General features: G+C 70.2%; 15 protein-coding genes. 8 read left to right on the forward strand and 7 right to left on the reverse strand.

The window, feature by feature from the left end; genetic code table 11:
• Nucleotides 1-21 precede the first annotated feature (21 nt).
• Together VF106_RS43200 and VF106_RS43205 are read right to left on the reverse strand one after the other, a co-directional pair.
• Nucleotides 22-369, reverse strand: coding sequence for a hypothetical protein (locus VF106_RS43200; RefSeq protein ID WP_330845838.1), 348 nt, complete (start codon nucleotides 367-369; stop codon nucleotides 22-24).
• Between the two features lie 54 nt (nucleotides 370-423).
• A complete protein-coding gene (locus VF106_RS43205; protein WP_330845839.1) occupies nucleotides 424-1,386 on the reverse strand; it encodes an aldo/keto reductase in 963 nt (320 codons plus the stop codon).
• A gap of 115 nt (nucleotides 1,387-1,501) precedes the next feature.
• On the opposite strand from VF106_RS43205, the gene VF106_RS43210 reads away from it, so the two are divergent.
• Together VF106_RS43210 and VF106_RS43215 are read left to right on the forward strand one after the other, a co-directional pair.
• Nucleotides 1,502-2,443 (forward strand): oxidoreductase, encoded by a 942-nt coding sequence (locus VF106_RS43210; protein ID WP_330845840.1) that lies wholly within the window; start codon nucleotides 1,502-1,504, stop codon nucleotides 2,441-2,443.
• On the forward strand, nucleotides 2,444-3,145 hold the full coding sequence (locus VF106_RS43215; protein WP_330845841.1) for a class I SAM-dependent methyltransferase: 702 nt from the start codon (nucleotides 2,444-2,446) through the stop codon (nucleotides 3,143-3,145).
• Here VF106_RS43215 and VF106_RS43220 read toward each other — a convergent pair.
• Complete coding sequence (locus VF106_RS43220; RefSeq protein WP_330845842.1) at nucleotides 3,142-3,978, reverse strand: class I SAM-dependent methyltransferase; 837 nt, start codon at nucleotides 3,976-3,978, stop codon at nucleotides 3,142-3,144. The genes VF106_RS43215 and VF106_RS43220 overlap by 4 nt on opposite strands.
• A gap of 303 nt (nucleotides 3,979-4,281) precedes the next feature.
• Here VF106_RS43220 and VF106_RS43225 point away from each other — a divergent pair, with 303 nt between their 5' ends.
• A complete protein-coding gene (locus VF106_RS43225; RefSeq protein ID WP_330845843.1) occupies nucleotides 4,282-5,214 on the forward strand; it encodes an SH3 domain-containing protein in 933 nt (310 codons plus the stop codon).
• On the forward strand, nucleotides 5,211-7,133 hold the full coding sequence (locus VF106_RS43230; RefSeq protein WP_330845844.1) for a glycosyltransferase: 1,923 nt from the start codon (nucleotides 5,211-5,213) through the stop codon (nucleotides 7,131-7,133). The genes VF106_RS43225 and VF106_RS43230 overlap by 4 nt, the downstream gene beginning before the upstream one ends.
• A 19-nt stretch (nucleotides 7,134-7,152) precedes the next feature.
• On the opposite strand, the gene VF106_RS43235 is transcribed toward VF106_RS43230, so the two are convergent.
• Nucleotides 7,153-7,809: a hypothetical protein gene (locus tag VF106_RS43235; protein ID WP_330845845.1), complete on the reverse strand. Its 657-nt coding sequence runs from the start codon at nucleotides 7,807-7,809 to the stop codon at nucleotides 7,153-7,155.
• Nucleotides 7,810-8,022: 213 nt separating this feature from the next.
• Nucleotides 8,023-8,490 (reverse strand): DUF6194 family protein, encoded by a 468-nt coding sequence (locus tag VF106_RS43240; RefSeq protein WP_330845846.1) that lies wholly within the window; start codon nucleotides 8,488-8,490, stop codon nucleotides 8,023-8,025.
• 76 nt (nucleotides 8,491-8,566) lie between these two features.
• Between VF106_RS43240 and VF106_RS43245 the strand changes: the two genes are divergently transcribed.
• From VF106_RS43245 to VF106_RS43260, 4 genes are read left to right on the forward strand one after another with little or no spacing between them, the layout of a single operon-like run.
• The gene (locus VF106_RS43245; protein ID WP_330845847.1) at nucleotides 8,567-9,250 is read left to right on the forward strand and encodes a MerR family transcriptional regulator; all 684 of its coding nucleotides are present in this window, start codon (nucleotides 8,567-8,569) and stop codon (nucleotides 9,248-9,250) included.
• On the forward strand, nucleotides 9,247-10,245 hold the full coding sequence (locus VF106_RS43250; protein WP_330845848.1) for a serine/threonine protein phosphatase: 999 nt from the start codon (nucleotides 9,247-9,249) through the stop codon (nucleotides 10,243-10,245). Before VF106_RS43245 ends, VF106_RS43250 begins: the two co-directional genes overlap by 4 nt.
• Before the next feature lie 10 nt (nucleotides 10,246-10,255).
• Nucleotides 10,256-10,555: a DUF6412 domain-containing protein gene (locus VF106_RS43255; RefSeq protein WP_330845849.1), complete on the forward strand. Its 300-nt coding sequence runs from the start codon at nucleotides 10,256-10,258 to the stop codon at nucleotides 10,553-10,555.
• Nucleotides 10,556-10,603: 48 nt separating this feature from the next.
• A complete protein-coding gene (locus VF106_RS43260) occupies nucleotides 10,604-11,257 on the forward strand; it encodes a membrane protein insertase YidC (RefSeq protein WP_330845850.1) in 654 nt (217 codons plus the stop codon).
• On the opposite strand, the gene VF106_RS43265 is transcribed toward VF106_RS43260, so the two are convergent.
• Together VF106_RS43265 and VF106_RS43270 are read right to left on the reverse strand one after the other, a co-directional pair.
• Nucleotides 11,231-14,782: a glycosyltransferase gene (locus VF106_RS43265; protein WP_330845851.1), complete on the reverse strand. Its 3,552-nt coding sequence runs from the start codon at nucleotides 14,780-14,782 to the stop codon at nucleotides 11,231-11,233. The two genes, VF106_RS43260 and VF106_RS43265, sit on opposite strands and share 27 nt — an antisense overlap.
• A gap of 10 nt (nucleotides 14,783-14,792) precedes the next feature.
• On the reverse strand, nucleotides 14,793-15,902 hold the full coding sequence (locus tag VF106_RS43270) for a hypothetical protein (protein WP_330845852.1): 1,110 nt from the start codon (nucleotides 15,900-15,902) through the stop codon (nucleotides 14,793-14,795).
• Nucleotides 15,903-15,946 lie beyond the last annotated feature (44 nt).

Here is a 15,946-nt window from a genome sequence, read left to right on the forward strand (position 1 = left end):
TGGCCGCGAGCCCCGCGCCCATCAGTGGCCGCCCGGCTGCAGTCGCTGGAGCTCGGCCTCCTCGGCGCTGAGCTTCTTGGCCCAGCCCTCGCTGAACCCGCGGTAGCCGGCCAGTCCCTTCTCGACGCCGCCCGTCACGTCGCCGAGGACCTGGGTCTGCCGGTAGATCCGGTCGGTCTCCGTGCGCACGGTTTGCGAGCAGGCCTGATGTGCGAACCGGGCGTTGCGGCGCGTGCCGAACGCCTCCGCCGGCACGGTCAGGTTCCGCAGCCGGCCGACCAGTTCGGCCGAGTCGTAGCAGGTACCTCGCAGCGCCGTACCGAGGTCGGCGAGCGTCGCGTAGGTGGCGGTGAAACCGTTGGCCTCCATGCACATCAGCGTGCGTGCCGCGCTGATTGCGCGGGACGGCAAATATCCCTACAGCTATCGGCGGCCCGGTGGGCAGATCTCGTCCAGTGCCAGCAGGTCGTCCGACGAGGGGTGCCACTGCGCGCCCGCCGCGTTCGCGCTCACCTGTTCCGGGGTGGTGGCCCCCGCGATGACCGAGCCGACGGGTTTCTGTGCGGCGAGCCAGCCGATGGCGACGGTCGACATGGGCAGCCCGCGTTCCTCGGCGAACGCGCGCAGCTTCTCGATGCGGTCCCACGGCGCGTCGGCGAGCAGGCGGGTGCGGCCCGCGAGCCGGGCGTTCGCCGGCGGGTCGGTGTCCCGGTGGTACTTGCCGGTCAGCAGTCCGTTGGCCAGCGGGAAGTACGGCAGCAGCCCGAGCCCGAACCGCTGGCACGCCGGGATGATGTCGCGCTCGGCCTCGCGTTCGAGTAGTGAGTAGTGGTTCTCGGCGGCGATCACACCCGACCAGCGGTTGGTACGGGACAGCCACACCGTGTCGGCCACCTGCCAGCCCGCGAGGTTGCACACACCGGCGTACCGGATCAGACCTTCCCGGACGAGGTCGTCCAAAGCGGACAGTGTTTCCTCGACCGGGGTCGACGGGTCCGCGCGGTGTACCTGGTACAGGTCGATCCAGTCGGTGCCCAGCCGGCGCAGCGAGGCCTCCACCGCGCGTTTGACGTACCGGCGCGAGCCGCGGGCGCCGAAGTCCGCGCCGTTCGCGCCCTGCATGTCCACACCGAACTTGGTGGCGATCACCGCCTTGTCCCGGCGGCCGGCGAGCGCCTGCCCGAGCAGTTCCTCGCTGCGGCCACGGGGAGCGCCGTACACGTCGGCGACGTCGAAGAACGTGATGCCGGCGTCCACCGCGGCACCGATGAGCGCGCGGGAGCCGGCGAGGGACTCCGCGGCGGTCCCGGGGCGGCCCAGGTTGTTGCAGCCGAGTCCGACCACACTGACGACCAGACCTGATTCTCCCAGGTGACGGAGTTCCATTCCGACAACCTACTGAGCGTGAGTGCTCCGATCCAGAACCGCCTTGACATTCGACACAGAAGTGAATCTTGCGGCCATGACCAATTTCCGCCACCGGTGAGGCAGGCTGTGCACCATGAGCAAGGCACCTGAGGTGGACAGACGGTCGGCGGCGGACTGGTTGTCCAGTCGCGTCGAGAGCCAGGCCGGCCGGATCTTCCTCGTGACCGGGGCAAACAGTGGTCTCGGTCTCGAAACAGCTCGCGCGCTGGGCACGCTCGGCGCGACTGTGATCATGACCGCGCGGGACTCGGCGAAGGGCGAAGCCGCCGTCGAGTCGCTGCGTGCCGAGCAGCCGGACGGCAAGTTCGAGCTGCGTCACCTCGACCTCGCCGACCTCGAGTCGGTGCGGGAGTTCGCCGCGGGAGTCGAGCACGTCGACGTGCTCATCAACAACGCAGGCGTGATGATGCCGCCGCACTCACTCACCGAGCAGGGCTACGAGCTCCAGTTCGGCGTCAACCACCTCGCGCACTTCGCGCTCACGCTCCTGCTGTTCAACACGTTGCTGCAGGGCGAGAATCCGCGCGTGGTCACGGTCAGCTCCGGGCTGCACCACCGCGGCCGCATCCACTTCGGAGACCTGCACGGCAACCAGAAGTACAGCCGCACGGGCTACTACGCACAGTCCAAACTGGCGAACGTCGTGTTCGGACTGGAACTGCACCGGCGCCTGCGCACCAACGGCATCGGCATGCTCAGCGTCCTCGCGCACCCCGGCTACACGGCGACGAACCTGCAGTCGTCCGGGCCGACGGGGATCAGCAAGCTGGCCATGAAGGTCTCCAACCGGATCATGGCGCAGGACGTGGGGATGGGTGCCCTGCCGCAGGTCTACGCGGCGGCCGGCGCGGACGTGGAGAGTGGCCAGTTCTGGGGACCGGACGGTCGCAACGAGAGCAAGGGCTACCCGACGGTCGTCCAGCCGCTCGACGAGGCCCGCGACCGTGAGCTGGCCAGGCGCCTGTGGGACATCTCCGTGGAGATGACCGGTGTGCACATCGACCTGGAGCCCTAGATGGTCGACCGCCACATCCGCTCGGTCGAGGACGTCCTGACGTTCCTGGACGGGTTCTTCGCCAGGGACGCTAGCTGGTGGGACAGCTTCTACGCCGACCGCGACCGGAACGTGCCGTTCTTCGTCTCGAAGCCGGACGAGAACCTCGTGTCGTACCTCGACCGCGGCGTGCTCGGTCCCGGCCGGGCGCTCGACCTCGGCTGCGGACCCGGCCGCAACGCCATCTACCTCGCCAGCAGGGGTTTCCAGGTCGACGCCGTCGACCTGTCGATGTCGGCCATCGCGTGGGGCGAGGAGCGGGCGCGGGAGGCCGGCGTCGATGTCCGGTTCCTCCGCGGTGACGCGTTCGCGCCCGACTACCTCGACGGCCAGTACGACCTGATCTACGACTCGGGCTGCCTTCACCATCTGCCGCCGCACCGCCGCGTCAGCTACCTCGACCTCGTCGAGCGGCGCCTCGTTCCCGGCGGCCACCTGGGCCTGACCTGCTTCGCGGTCGGCGAGATGGGCTCCGAGGTGCCCGACGACGAGCTGTACCGCGATGGCACGCTGGGCGGCGGGCTCGCGTTCTCGGCCGACTCACTGCGCTGGATCTTCAGTGAGCTGACCGAGGTCGAGCTGCGCCCCATGAGCGAGGAACCGGACGCTTCGCCGCACTTCGGACAGACGTTCCTGTGGACGGCCCTGTTCCGGCGTGACTAGCGGGTGCGGTGCCCGACCACCGTGTACAGCAGCGTGCGGTTGCCGCCCGCGAAGGCGTGGTGGTAGGTGATCTCCGTCTTCTCGAAGCCGAGCACACCGACGAAGCGGCGGACGGTCTCCGGGCTCAGGTGCCACCAGGTGTCGCCGTAGGCGCGGTCCCAGAACTGCGGCAGGAACGTGGCCTTGGGCTGGCCGTGTGCCTCCGGCGGCAGGGGCGTGGTGACGCCGGGCTCGGGGTCCGGGGCGTCCACGAAGTCGCCGACCAGGTGGTACTCCGACGCCGGGTACACGTCGGTGACGATGACCATGTCCTTCACCAGCCGCAGGGACGTCTGCAGTGCCAGGAAAGGATCGCGCAGGTGCAGCAGGATGCTCGCGAACGTGGCGACGTCGACCTGGCCGATCTCGGCGGGCACGGTGTACACGGTGCCGTGCACGAGCTTCGCGGACAGGCCCTGCGCCTTGTGGTTGAGCCAGAAGCCGTTGTTGATCTTCCGCAGGTGGTCGCGGCGGACCGTGTCGAAGTTGCCGAGGTCGGTGCCCGCGAACGGCACCACGTCCCACGAGTGGTTCTCCGACAGGTCGTATGCGACGACGTCGGCGCCCTGCTGCTCCATTCGGGTGGTGAGGAAGCCGCTCGCCGCACCCAGTTCGAGCACTCGCTTGCCCGCGAGGTCGACCCCACCGAGGTAGCGGTGCTCGTCACCACGCAGGTCCCACTCGCCGGTTACTTCACCGTATCCGGGGATCTCCATCGAGTGATAGAAGTAGCAGTCCGTAAGGCTCTCCACCGCTCGTGGCGGTGCGTAGAGGTCGGTGTCGGTGCTGGTCATGAGCCGTCCCCTCAGTTGGGTCGGCACAATCTAACGCAGCTCAGTTGTCCCGCTTCGCAAGGCGGCTGTACAGCACGAACGTGAGCCGGGCGAGGAACGCCACGCCCACCGCGGCGACGATCACGATCTGTAACACCATGTTGGGTAGCCTCTCTGGTCTACGTGGTATCAGACGTGGGACACGCCGTGTGGGTTCAGTACAGTCGCCCAGTGCCTTCGAAAAGCACTCATCCCGGCGTCGGCGCGGTCGCCATCTGGACCAGTGCGGATCAGCCGGGACTGGGGGATCAGTTACCTGGACGGGTGATACAGCAGGAGCTGCTCGCGCGGCTGCCCGGCTGGCGCATGAGCCTGTTCGCGACCGACGGTTGGCGCCGGCCGACCATTGCCGACGGCGGCCTCGTCACCGAGCCGCTGCGCGACCGTGCGCCGGAGGAGCTCGCCGCCGGCGCGACGCTGACCGTGGTGTGCACCAACGACCCGTACGCCCTGGACCTGGCGGCCCGGCTCGACCCCGCGCACCCTGTTGTGGCGTTCGCGGTACCCGAGCTGGCCGAACGGGCCGCGTTCGTCGTGCCTGGGCCGCATCCGGCCCTCCTTTTGGACCGGGTCGTCGACCGGGACACGCTGCCGGAGCGGGTCGCGCAGCTGCGCCAGCTCGGTGAGCTGCCGGCCGACGACTACGAGCTGACCACCGAGCCGTCGCCGGACCTCGTATTCGAGGACCGCCTCGCGACGCTGTCCGGTGCGACGGCCGTCGTCACCGAGGACGAGCCCACGGCGGCCGCGTGCGCGTGGCTCGGCGTCGAGTGCCGGCGTCCGGACGGTTCGGCGTTCGAGTTCGCCCCGGCGTCGTCGCTGCGGTCGTGCCTCGACCGCGTCGCCGAGCTGGCCGAACGGACGCTGGCTTCGCGGGGCGGCGACCTCGTCACACGCACGGCCTTGCTGGCCGAGGAGAACCACGCGCTGCGGCAGGCGCACTGGCAGCTGCGGCAACGGATGCTCGTCGAGCGGCAGCGCCTCGCCGAGCCGCTCGCGGAGGCCTGGCACGAGCGCGACACCGCCCGCGACGAGGCTGCCGAGCTGCGGGCACGCAACGAGGAACTGGCCCGTCGCAACGAAGAACAGGCCGCGCGGCTCGCGCACGTCGAGCAGGAACTGGTGAACTGGCAGAACACCAAGCTCGTGCGCTGGACCCGCCCACTGCGCGACGCCTACGGGAAGGCCAGGGGATGACGCCGGCGCGGATCACCTTCGTGCTCGTCTCCTACGGCGGGCGTGAACTGGTGGTGCGGTGCCTGGAGTTGCTGGCCAAGCACACGCCCGTGCCGCACCGGGTGATCGTCGTGGACAGCGCGTCGCCGGACGGCACCGGGGCCTGGCTCGAAGCCAACCTGACCGGCGCGACCGTGTTGCGCATGAAGGAGAACCTGGGCTTCGGCGCGGGCGGCAACCTGGCCGTGCGGCTCGCGGACACCGAGCTGCTGTGTTTTCTCAACGCCGACATCGAGGTCACCGAGGGCTGGCTGGAGCCGCTGTTGGCGTTCATCGACGCCCGGCCCGAGGTCGGGGCCGTGTCGCCGGTGCTGGTCAACCCGGACGGCAGCGTGCAGGAGGCGGGCAGCGTCATCGGCGGCGACGGCTGGTGCCGTGCCGTCGACGAGGGGCCGCTGTTCACGCGTGAGGTGGACTACGCCTCCGCCGCGTGCCTCGTGGTGCGGCGCAAGGCTTTCCTCGAGGCGGGTGGTTTCTCGCCGGAGTACGAGATCGCGTACTTCGAGGACGTGGACCTGATGCTGTCACTGCGGGCACACGGCTGGCAGACGTGGTTGGAGCCCACCTCGCGGGTCGTGCACGAGCGGCACGGCAGCAGCTCGTCGGCACGGGCGACCGAGCTGATGCGGTTGAACCACAAGACGTTCACGCGACGCTGGCCGAACGAGCTGGCCAATCGCGTGCCGGTGGTGGGACTCGACGAGCGACCGCACCAGAAGTGGTGGCTGCGTGACCAACTCGCGCCCTACCGGGTCCTGCTGATCGACGACCGCGTGCCGCAACCCGATCGTGGCCGGGGCGACGGCCGCACGATGGCCGTGGTCAACGCGTGGCGCTCGGCCGACCCGAGGGCACGAGTGACGTTCTTCGCCGTGTCGTCCGAACGCGCCGAGCAGGTGGCGCCCGCGCTGGCGGAACGCGGCATCGAGGTCGTGTGGGGCGTCGAGGACCCGGCCCGCTGGTCGGCGGAGCGGGCGGGCCTGTACGACGTGGTCGTGGTGTTCCGGCCACACAACTTCGCCGGCTACGGCGTGCCGATCGCGCGGTCACAGCCGCAGGCGGTGAAGGTCTACGACGCGGAGGCGTTGTTCCACCGACGCCCGGAGCAGCATTTCGGCACGGCGACCGAGGTGCAGGAGCGCCGAGGCTGGGCCGTGCAGGCGAACCTGTTGCGGGAGCAGGAGGTCGAGGCGTTCACGTGGGCCGACGTCGCGGTGTGCGTGAGCGACGAGGAAGCGCAGTGGGCGCGCCGGGTCGCGCCGGGTGTGGACGTGCATGTGGCGTGCTACCCGGCGCAGGTGCCCCCGACGGTGCCAGGTCGGGAAGGACGCCGGGACATCGTGTTCTTCGGCGGCTTCGACTCGACCCCACGCACTCCCAACGAGTTCGCGGTGCTGGAACTGGCAGAAGACGTGCTGCCACCACTGCGTGAACGCCACCCCAACCTGCGCTTGCGGGTGGTCGGCGCGGACCCGTCCCCGGCGGTCCTGGCGCTGGACGGCGAGGAGATCGAGGTCGTCGGCAAGGTGCCCGACCCGAGGCCGCTGCTGGAGTCGGCACTGCTGCACGTGGTCCCCATGCGGTACGGCGCCGGCGTGAAAATCAAGTTCGTGGACTCGATGGCCGCGGGCCTACCGTTCGTGACGACCCCGGTGGGCGGCGAGGGCCTGCATCTGGGTTGGACGGCCCGCCACCTGATCGGCGCCTCCTCGTCGGAACTGGTGGAGCTGTGCCACAAGCTGCTGACCGACCACGTGTTGTGGACCGAGGTGCAGCAGGGCCTGATGGAGATCTGCCGAACCTACTTCTCACCAACCACGTTCGGCAGCGCGATGCGTGACGTACTGGCCGCCTGCGCGGTACCGCCACCCCGCACGTGACGGGGTGGCGGCCCGGCGCTCAGACTTCGGCCTTCTCCACGATCGTTTTGAGGCCCGCCAGTCGTTCCCGCCAGAAGGCACGCATCTGGTCGGCCTCGGCCGCGTCGGCCAGGCGGGTCTGCTGGACGGTCACCGTGGCCTTCGCGGGGTCCTTCGCGTCCACGAACAGTGCGACCCGGGTCGTGCCTCGGTCGTAGTGGGCAGTGCGTGGCGGGGTGGCCGTTCGTGGCCGTAGGTCCTCGCCGAACCAGCGGGCCGGGTCGTCGACGATCGTCGTGTAGAGCCGTTCCGCGGGTACCGCGACGGTTTTCGACACGTTCACGGTGAACGTGCCGTCGTCCTTCTGGCCGACGGCGTGGCCGATGCGGGCACGCTCGTAGCTCTTGGTCACCGCCTGCGCTGGCCAGGCCAGCGGGACGACACCGAGCTGGTCGGCGACCCACCTGGCGATCTCCCGGTGCGTCCGCTCGCCCATGCCCTCGGCGTCTAGCAGGTCGAACCATTCCTCCCAGCCACGCCCAGTCCGCACTCGGATCGTGTCGTCGGACGTGACGAGTACTGGCGCGGGGCCGGGATCGGAGGCGGCGAGCAGCTTGGCCCTGGCCGCGGTGTAGCTCTCCCCGGTTTTCGCCATACGGGCCCGGACGAGCTTCTTGAAAGAACGGTGCTCGGTCATCACATGTCCTCTCCGTGGCGGCGACCCGCGACTCACGCTCGCGCATCCCCGCCGGAAAGGGCTGTGCTCAACCGGCACCCCGAGGGCAGCGGCCCCCTTTGCCCCCGCGACGCCGGCGGCGTGAGCACCGGAACCGGAGGTTGGGCGCAGGACGACGCCCGTCCACCGACGGTAGCACCGCCCAGGACCCGGCACCAAGGCTGTTACCGCAGGTCACCGCGTGGCTCGACGCTCGTAGCGCGTGCGGGCGCGGTCGTGGGCCGTGCGGAGCAGCTCCCGGATCGCCTCCTCCGTCCGTTGGCCCGGGTTCACCACGGCCAGCCAGCCCAGCTCGCCGTAGACGGGATGGGCGACGACGACGTCGGCCACGCTCGGGTCGACGTCGTCGGTGGCCGGTTCCCGGGGCGCGCGGCCGGTCCAGCTGACGAAGGCGTCCTTCCCGGCGAAGACGTTCACGCGAAAGGTGTCGGGCCGGTTCAGCCGGGACGACTCGTCGCCGGGGTAGTCCTTCGTCACGATCGTGGCGAAGGGTTGTGTGTTCTTCGGGGTCACACCGTCGGGCGCGTAGTAGAAGAACGAATCACCCCAGGCGATCTCGGGTGAACCGTCGCCGGGTGCCGGCTGGAGTGTCAGGACCCCGCCGAGGCCGTCAACGAACTCGATGATCTCCTCGATGCTCATGTGTTCTAGTGTTTCATTCAAGTGCTTGTGGAGACTTTGTCGCGGAATCCGCAGGGAAGCTGGTGAGAAGTCGCAAATGCGCACCGTCGATGTCGGGCGTAGAGCCGGGTACTCGGTTCAGCAGGTACGCAACCTCGAACGCGACGGTGTACTGCCGCCGGCAACCCGCACCGCCACCGGCTACCGGGCCTACGACGAACGCCATGTGCGGTCCGCGCTGGCCTACCGGGTGCTCGCGGTCGCCGCCGGCCCGGTCGAGGCCAAGCGGATCGTGCGGGCGGCACACGCGTACCCGGCCTCGGACCTGCTCGCCCTCCTGGACGCGGCACACGCCCGGCTCGACACCGAACGCCGCGAGCTGGCACTGGCACGAGAGGCAGCCGAGGCGATCGCGGCAGAACCAATCGACGACGTACGCCCGACGGACACCATGACCATCACCGAGCTGGCGGACGCACTCGGCATCCGCCCATCCGCCTTACGGCACTGGGAAGCGGAAGGCCTCGTCGTACCCGGCCGAACCGCGAGCCGGCGCATGTACTCACCCGCCGACGTCCGGCAGGCGCGGATCGTCCACCAGCTCCGCCTGGCCGGCTACCGCATCCCCACCCTCCAGACACTGGTACCGAACCTGCGGCAGTGGGACGAGGTCACGACCGCACTCGCCGCCAGGGACGCGAACATCGAAGCCCGGTCGAGAGCCCTCCTCGACGGCGCCGCCGCGCTCAGCGCACTGATCGCACATGGAGAGACGGCATGATGTCGCCCGAGAGGCGGGCCCGCCACGAGAGAATCTCGACCTCCCTCGCCACACGCGACGACGTCGAGCTGGCCGCGCTCGTCGACTCGGGGCGGGACGGCAGCGTGGGCGTGGGCGGCGGATCCGTCAGAGTCGATGTCGACGGCGTGCCGGTGTTCGCCAAGCGCATCCCACTGACCAACCTGGAACGCGCCAACCCACACTCCACCGCGAACCTCTTCGACGTGCCGACGTTCTGCCAGTACGGCGTCGTCAGCCCGGGCTTCAACACGTGGCGCGAGCTGGCCGCGAACATGGCCGTCACCGACGCGGTGCTGGCGGGCGAGACCGAGTCCTTCCCGTTGCTCCACCACTGGCGGATCCTGCCTGGCCGCCCACCCGTCGCCACCGAGCACGCCAACATCGACGCGGTCGTCGCCAGGCTGGACGGCCACCCCGCCGTCCGCGCCCGGCTCGAAGCGCTGGCCGCCGCGTCACACAGCCTCGTGCTGTTCAGCGAGTACATCCCCCACGCCGTGCACGGTTGGCTGCGCGACGACCCGGCGGGCAAGGCCGCCACCGTCGAGCGGCAGCTGTCGGAGATCGTGACGGTCCTGCGCCAGCGCGAGCTGCTGCACATGGACGGGCACTTCGAGAACATCCGCACCGACGGCGAACGGCTCTACCTCACCGACTTCGGGCTTGCCACGTCCCCGCGGTTCGACCTGTCGCCCGCCGAACGCGACTTCGCCCACCGGAACGCGACACACGACGCCGACTACGCGGCCATGCGGCTGGTCAACTGGCTGGTCATCGCGGTCTGCGGAGCGCCGATGGACCATCCTCCGATCGCCCGCAACGAGTACGTGCGCCGGTGCGCCGCGGGACACGTCCCGGACGACGTGCCACCCACCGTGACAGCGATCCTGACCCGGCACGCACCTGCCGCCGCGAGGATGAACGACTTCTACTGGCGGCTGTTCGACGGCGAGGTAAGCGCGGAATACCCCGGGTAGTGTGGAAAGCGTGACAGTGGTGGCGCGGGTCAAGCTCGTCCTCGCCCTGTTGCTGCCCGCGCTCTTCCTGATGCTTCCGGTCCTCGGTGGACAGGGCCCGCTCGGCCTGGCCACCGTCGTGACCGCGGGTATCGCCGCCGCCTTTGTCGTCGCCGTCGTGTTGTCCGCGCCTGTCGAGGCCGCGGTTCCCGTCCACCTCCGCGGGATCGGCCTGCGGGAACGGGCACAGCTGCGGGTTCGTCTCCGTGATCCCGACGCGCCGGGGCGTACCCGGCCACGAGCTCCGTCATCGGACAGCGCGACTGCCTGATCCACAGGCAGTCGCTTCCGCCTGTCCCGACGACTCACGGAGCGACCCTTGTCCGACATCTTCCTGTACCCGGTTTCCGCCCTGCTCTCCTTCTGGCACAACGCCTTTGCCACCCTGTTCGCCCCCGCGGCGGCCTGGACGCTGGCCGTCGTCTTCCTCACCTTCACCGTTCGCGCGCTGCTGGTCCGGCCGGCGCTCAGCCAGCTGCGGGCCGGACGGAACGTGCGGAAGCTCGCCCCACAGATGCAGAAGGTTCGTGACCGGTACCGCGACGACCGGCAGCGGATGGCCAGGGAAATCCAGAAACTCCACGCCGAGGCCGGCACCAGTCCGTTCGCCGGCTGCCTCCCCGCGCTGCTGCAGATCCCGGTGTTCCTCAGCCTCTACTGGGTGTTGCGGAACTCGGACGCGCAGTGGATCAGCGAGTTCGCGGCCGGCCTCGCGGTGCCGCTCATGCTCCTCGCCGGCCTGGCCACGTTCTTCACGATCCGGATGAGCCTGCGCCGGCAGGAGTCGCAGGCGCTGCGGTTCATGCAGTACGTGGCGCCGGCCGGCCTGCTCGTGTCCGGTCTGGTCTTCCCGCTGCCGATCGGCGTGCTGGTGTACTTCCTCGCGAACAACGTCTGGACGCTCGGCCAGCAGCACATCCTCAACTCAAAGCTGGACCGGGAGGAGTCAGGACAGCCGCGTCGGAAGACGTAACCGCTTACCCCGCAACGACTTCCACCGAATCGCTGCCGCCAGCAGACGGCGTTCCGCGCCGGCCGTCTGCTGGCGGTCGGCGCGTGTCCTGGTCACGAGTGGCCTCAGGTCGTGCTCCACCCTGGTCAGCTCGGCAAGCCGTTCCCGCACCGCGGCGAGGCGGTGCCACTGGCGCATCAGCAGCACGGTCGTGAACTGGGCGACCCGGCGCAGTTCGTACTCCGCCACCGCCTCCAGTTCGGGGTCCTCGCGCCGGCCACCCAGGGCGAGTCGTAGCCAGCCGAGGCCCTTCGGCATGCCCTCGTCCAACCGGTTGTCGCGGCGGCCGCTCACCGCGTCGTCGTGCTGCCGGTACGAGTGCAGCGGGCGGTCGACGAACTCGATTCGGCCCGCCGCAAGGGAAACAGCGGCGATCCACTGGTCGTGGAACGCCGAGGGGGTGCCGGGCGGGAACGGCAGCACGAGATCACGCACCACGTCGGCACGCACCATGCACGCCGCGCCGGTCACCGTGTTCAGCAACAGCAACGAGTCCAGGTCAGTCCACTGGTTCTCGCGGTGCCGCCAGAACGACGGGGCCACGACCTCGTCGTGCGAGTCGATCAGCCGCATGTCCGCGTACGCGAGCGTCACGGCCGGGTCGTCGAACCGCTCGATGAGCGTGTCGAGCTTGTCCGCGTCCCACACGTCGTCCTGATCGGACAGTGCCACGAAGTCCGCGTCGGCGGGCAGATGCGTGAGTGCCCGCTCGAAGTTGCGGTAGAAGCCGACGTTGTCCTCGTTCGCCACCACCACGAACCGGCTGTCGCCGTTGACGAGGCGGTGGATCGTCGCCACGTGGTCGGCGCCGGACGCGTCGTCGGAGATCACGCACACCCAGTTGTCGTGCTTCTGGGCGCGGATCGAATCCAGTTGGTGGGCAAGGAAGTCCGGGTCCGGCCGGTAGGTCGCCATGCCGATCGCGACCTTCGGACCGTCGGCGGGCCACCGGACGTCCGCAGGGCTGAGGTTCGTTTCCCGCAACGCGATCGGGGGCAGCTCACGCGACAGCACGGTGCCGTCGTCGAGCGTCACGACCAGGGTCAGCGGCAGCGGGCCGGGTGCGTCCGCGCCGGCGACCGGGATCCGCACGGTCACGCCGCTTCCGTCCGGCACCCGCACCCCACCGGGCCGCAGCGCCGCCGCCACGTCGGGCCGGTAGTGGCCGCGGCTCGCCGGCACCTCACGCACGCCGGCACGCACGGAAACCGAATGCACCCCGATCGACGCGTGCGTGACCCAGCCGTTCAGCTCGAGCACCTGGCCGGCGCCGACCGCGAGCGACGACGGCACCGGCAGGTCGAAGTGCAGTCCGGCTTCGCGTGCCGCCGCAGCACGCGACCGGTACCGGCCGGTGAGTCGGGCGGTCAGGCCTGGCGCGCGTTGGCCCAGCCGGCGCAGCAACCCGTCCGGTTCGTCACCGGGACGGCCGAGTGCGAGGTCGCGGACGCCACGCACGAGCCGACCGGCGGGCCACACCGACTTGTGCGCGGCACGCACGAGCGTGGAGTTCTCCAGTGCGTCGAGCCGTGCCTGGGTCCTGTTCAGCGTGGCCCGCAGCTGGGTGGCCTCTGCGTCGAGTGCCGCGCGGGCCGCCTCCGTCTGCTCGTTGGCCTGCCACGCGACCGCCGCCTCCTGAACGGCCGAGGACAGCTCGTTGAACGCGCGCCCGATCCGGTCGTCCTTGAGGTCCAGCTCAGAACGGGCCATGGCCAGCCCGTGCTCGGCCTGCTGCAACCGCTCGGTGAGGTCGTCGATGTGCGTGCCCTGGCGGGCCAGCTCGACGGTCAGTTCCTGTTCCCGCGCGACCGCCGCGTCCCGCTCGTGCTCGGCGTCCCGCTGTGCCTGCCGGGCGGTCCGCAGCGACTGGACCCCACCCGGGAGCTGCCACAGCGGCTCGCCGTGGTCTGCGGTGACGTCGTGCTCGATGGCCTCCGCGATCCGCTCCGCCGGGTGGCCGGTCACCTGCTCCTGCAACGCGGCCTCGGCCGCCACCAGCTCGGCCCAGCGGCCGTCCAGCGCGTCGCCGAGCCCGGTCAGCTGGCACAGCTCCGCGAGCACACCGCGCACGGTCGTGCGGGACGACCACGGGTGCGGGCAGTGCCCCTGCACGACCTCACGTGCGAACTCCAGCAGCGCCCGCAGCATCACGAGCTCCGCGTCGACACCGTTTCCCGCGTGCCATTCCAGGTCCACGCGGGTGACGCCGCCGTCCTGGCCGATGATCAGGTTGCCGGGATGCACGTCCAGGTGGTCCGGTGGCAGGACCGGCACGGTCGGCTGGTGCGGCAGGTACGCGTGGGGAAGGTCGGCCGGGTCGAGTGGTCGGGCCGCCGCGAGGCACGTCCGGTGCCACAGGTCGAGCAGCCGCGTCAGCTCACCGAGGTCGTGCCGGCGCATGGCGTCCAGCAGGTACGAGTCCATGGCCCGGCCGGGGTGCAGCGGCTCGGACCCCAGATGTTCCTGCCGCAGCCAGGAACGCGCGTCACCAGGTCCACTGTGGACTGTCTGGAGCGTGAGGTCCTCGGTGAGCTTCCTGGTCCGCCGCCACACCGGCCGCCGGGCACCGCTGATCAGCCACGCGACCCCCGGCTCGACCACCTGCGCCAACGCCTCGGGGGACCGGGACGCGACGACCAGGAACGACGGCGCGACCACGTGGCCGACGCCCTCGGCCATCGTGAGCCGGTGCGCGATCCGGCCGTTCACCGCCGCGTCGTTGCCGCCGAACGAGCCCTGCAACGGGTCGCGGACGAGCTTTTCCACCAGTTCCGGGCCGTACCGGAACGCGGACTCGTCCAGCACCACCCTCGGCAGCTTGTAGTCCGGATAGGGCATCAGCCACCGCTGGGCCGTGAGACCGGCACCAGCGAGCAGCCGGTGGAGCATCTGCCGGTTCCACGTCCGGGGGCTCCCCTTTGGACCCGGGTAGTCGGTCAGCCCGACCCATCCCTTGCTGTGGTGGTCCTCGATCCCACCCAGCAGGTACCGCAACCCCAGCTGGTTCTCGATCGCGAGCACGACGACACCGTTGTCCGACAAGGCGTTCGTCACCGCGGGCAGCAGCGCGTACGGGTCGTTGTACTCCAGCACCCCGCAGATGAGCGCCAGGTCGAACGGTCCGTCCGCAGTGGCCAGCCCGTCAGCCAGCGTCGAGGACACGATGCGCACGTTGGGCAGGTCGCGGCAGCGTTCGCGTGCGGCGGCCGCCCGGTCCGGGACGCCCTCGATGCCGACCACCGACGCGCCGGCCTCGCCGAGCGCTCTGGACAGCACGCCGGACCCGCAGCCGAGGTCGACCACCCGCATGCCGGGCGTGATCCGCAGCGGCGCGAGCAGACCGAGCCGGGCCGGCGAGAAGTGGTACGCCGTCTCCCACGTCCTGACCAGCGTCGACAACTCGGTCGACCCTGCGGTGACATCCGAGGCGGACCGCAACGCGGCCAGGACAGCCGACTCGGCGCCGTCGGCGTAGTCGATCGTCATCTGCTAGTGATCATGAGCTGGGTGGGAACTCTTCCGTCTGCTTCTCGAGCAGTTCCTGGAACTCCGCCTCCGCGTTGGCCGAGTCATCGCTGTATGCCTCGACTCGGACCACGTAGCCATCGGTGATGTAGTGGGCGCGGAAGGCGGTCGCGGTCTCGTTCGGCGGCGTCGGCGACTTCTTGCGGGCGAGCACCCCGTTCTGGTCGCTGATCAGCTCGTACTGCGCCTGCTGGTAGTACTCGTCGATGGCCTGCAGCACCGCGGCCGGGTCACCGCCGGGGCCGATCTTGAACGCCCAGATGCCGCGCCTGAGCCCGTCTTCCTCGGTGACGAGGCCGCTGACCTCGGAGACGCCGGCGGACGACAGCAGCTGCGCCTCCGCGTCGGTCGGCTCCTTGTTGGCGACCGCCTCCTGCATCGGCTCGGTGCGGTTCAGCACCTCTTCGCCGGGCAGCTCGATGAACGGCCCATCGGGGAGGTCCGGCGGTGGCGGCGTGGTGGTGGTCGGCTGGTCCTTGGTCTGGGTCTGGTTGGTGCCCGGGTTGTTGTTGGCCTGGTTGTTGTCGGAGTTCCTGAACCCGAAGAACCAGACCGCGCCGCCCGCGAGGGCGAGCACCAGCACGACCGCGACGATGATGCCGACGGTCCGGCCGCCGCCCCCTTTGGACTTCTCCTCGAAGACCTCCGGGCCCTGCCGCGGCCAGCTCTGCTGACCGAACTCCGGCGGCAGCTCCTCGTTCGCCCACGGGGGTGGGGTCATGGGCGGTTGCTGCGGCTGGTGGGTCTCCCATGCCGGCGGCGGCTGCGGCGGCGGGAACTGCGGCATGTTCGGCACGATCTGCGTGCTGTCCGCGTCGCCATGGCCCTGGCCGACCACCTGCGTGCGGTCGCCGCCGACGGCCTGCGTGCGGTCCCCGAACCCCGGCTGTCCCTGCGGCGGGACCGGCCGGAACACGGCCGTCGGCTCGCCGCCCTGCTGGGGTTGCGCAGGCTGTTCCGGCGTGCTCTGGCCGGAGGCCTGGGCGATCACGCGGTCCCGCCGGGTGCGGTACTCGTCCGCGGAGATCTGCCCGGACGCCAGCGCGCTGTCCAGCTGCGCCAGCTCGTCTTGCCAGGACATGGACTCGCCCTCCAACACAAATGGTGCACCGACAGCGCCCCTAC

The sequence above is a fragment of the Actinophytocola sp. genome (genome assembly GCF_036378875.1).
Classification (GTDB): domain Bacteria; phylum Actinomycetota; class Actinomycetes; order Mycobacteriales; family Pseudonocardiaceae; genus Actinophytocola.

Bases quoted from the DNA above. Each gene is read 5' to 3' on its own strand.
- VF106_RS43200 (WP_330845838.1), bottom strand. From the start codon at position 369: ATGGAGGCCAACGGTTTCACCGCCACCTACGCGACGCTCGCCGACCTC.
- VF106_RS43205 (WP_330845839.1), bottom strand. From the start codon at position 1,386: ATGGAACTCCGTCACCTGGGAGAATCAGGTCTGGTCGTCAGTGTGGTC.
- VF106_RS43210 (WP_330845840.1), top strand. From the start codon at position 1,502: ATGAGCAAGGCACCTGAGGTGGACAGACGGTCGGCGGCGGACTGGTTG.
- VF106_RS43215 (WP_330845841.1), top strand. From the start codon at position 2,444: ATGGTCGACCGCCACATCCGCTCGGTCGAGGACGTCCTGACGTTCCTG.
- VF106_RS43220 (WP_330845842.1), bottom strand. From the start codon at position 3,978: ATGACCAGCACCGACACCGACCTCTACGCACCGCCACGAGCGGTGGAG.
- VF106_RS43230 (WP_330845844.1), top strand. From the start codon at position 5,211: ATGACGCCGGCGCGGATCACCTTCGTGCTCGTCTCCTACGGCGGGCGT.
- VF106_RS43235 (WP_330845845.1), bottom strand. From the start codon at position 7,809: ATGACCGAGCACCGTTCTTTCAAGAAGCTCGTCCGGGCCCGTATGGCG.
- VF106_RS43240 (WP_330845846.1), bottom strand. From the start codon at position 8,490: ATGAGCATCGAGGAGATCATCGAGTTCGTTGACGGCCTCGGCGGGGTC.
- VF106_RS43245 (WP_330845847.1), top strand. From the start codon at position 8,567: ATGCGCACCGTCGATGTCGGGCGTAGAGCCGGGTACTCGGTTCAGCAG.
- VF106_RS43250 (WP_330845848.1), top strand. From the start codon at position 9,247: ATGATGTCGCCCGAGAGGCGGGCCCGCCACGAGAGAATCTCGACCTCC.
- VF106_RS43265 (WP_330845851.1), bottom strand. From the start codon at position 14,782: ATGACGATCGACTACGCCGACGGCGCCGAGTCGGCTGTCCTGGCCGCG.
- VF106_RS43270 (WP_330845852.1), bottom strand. From the start codon at position 15,902: ATGTCCTGGCAAGACGAGCTGGCGCAGCTGGACAGCGCGCTGGCGTCC.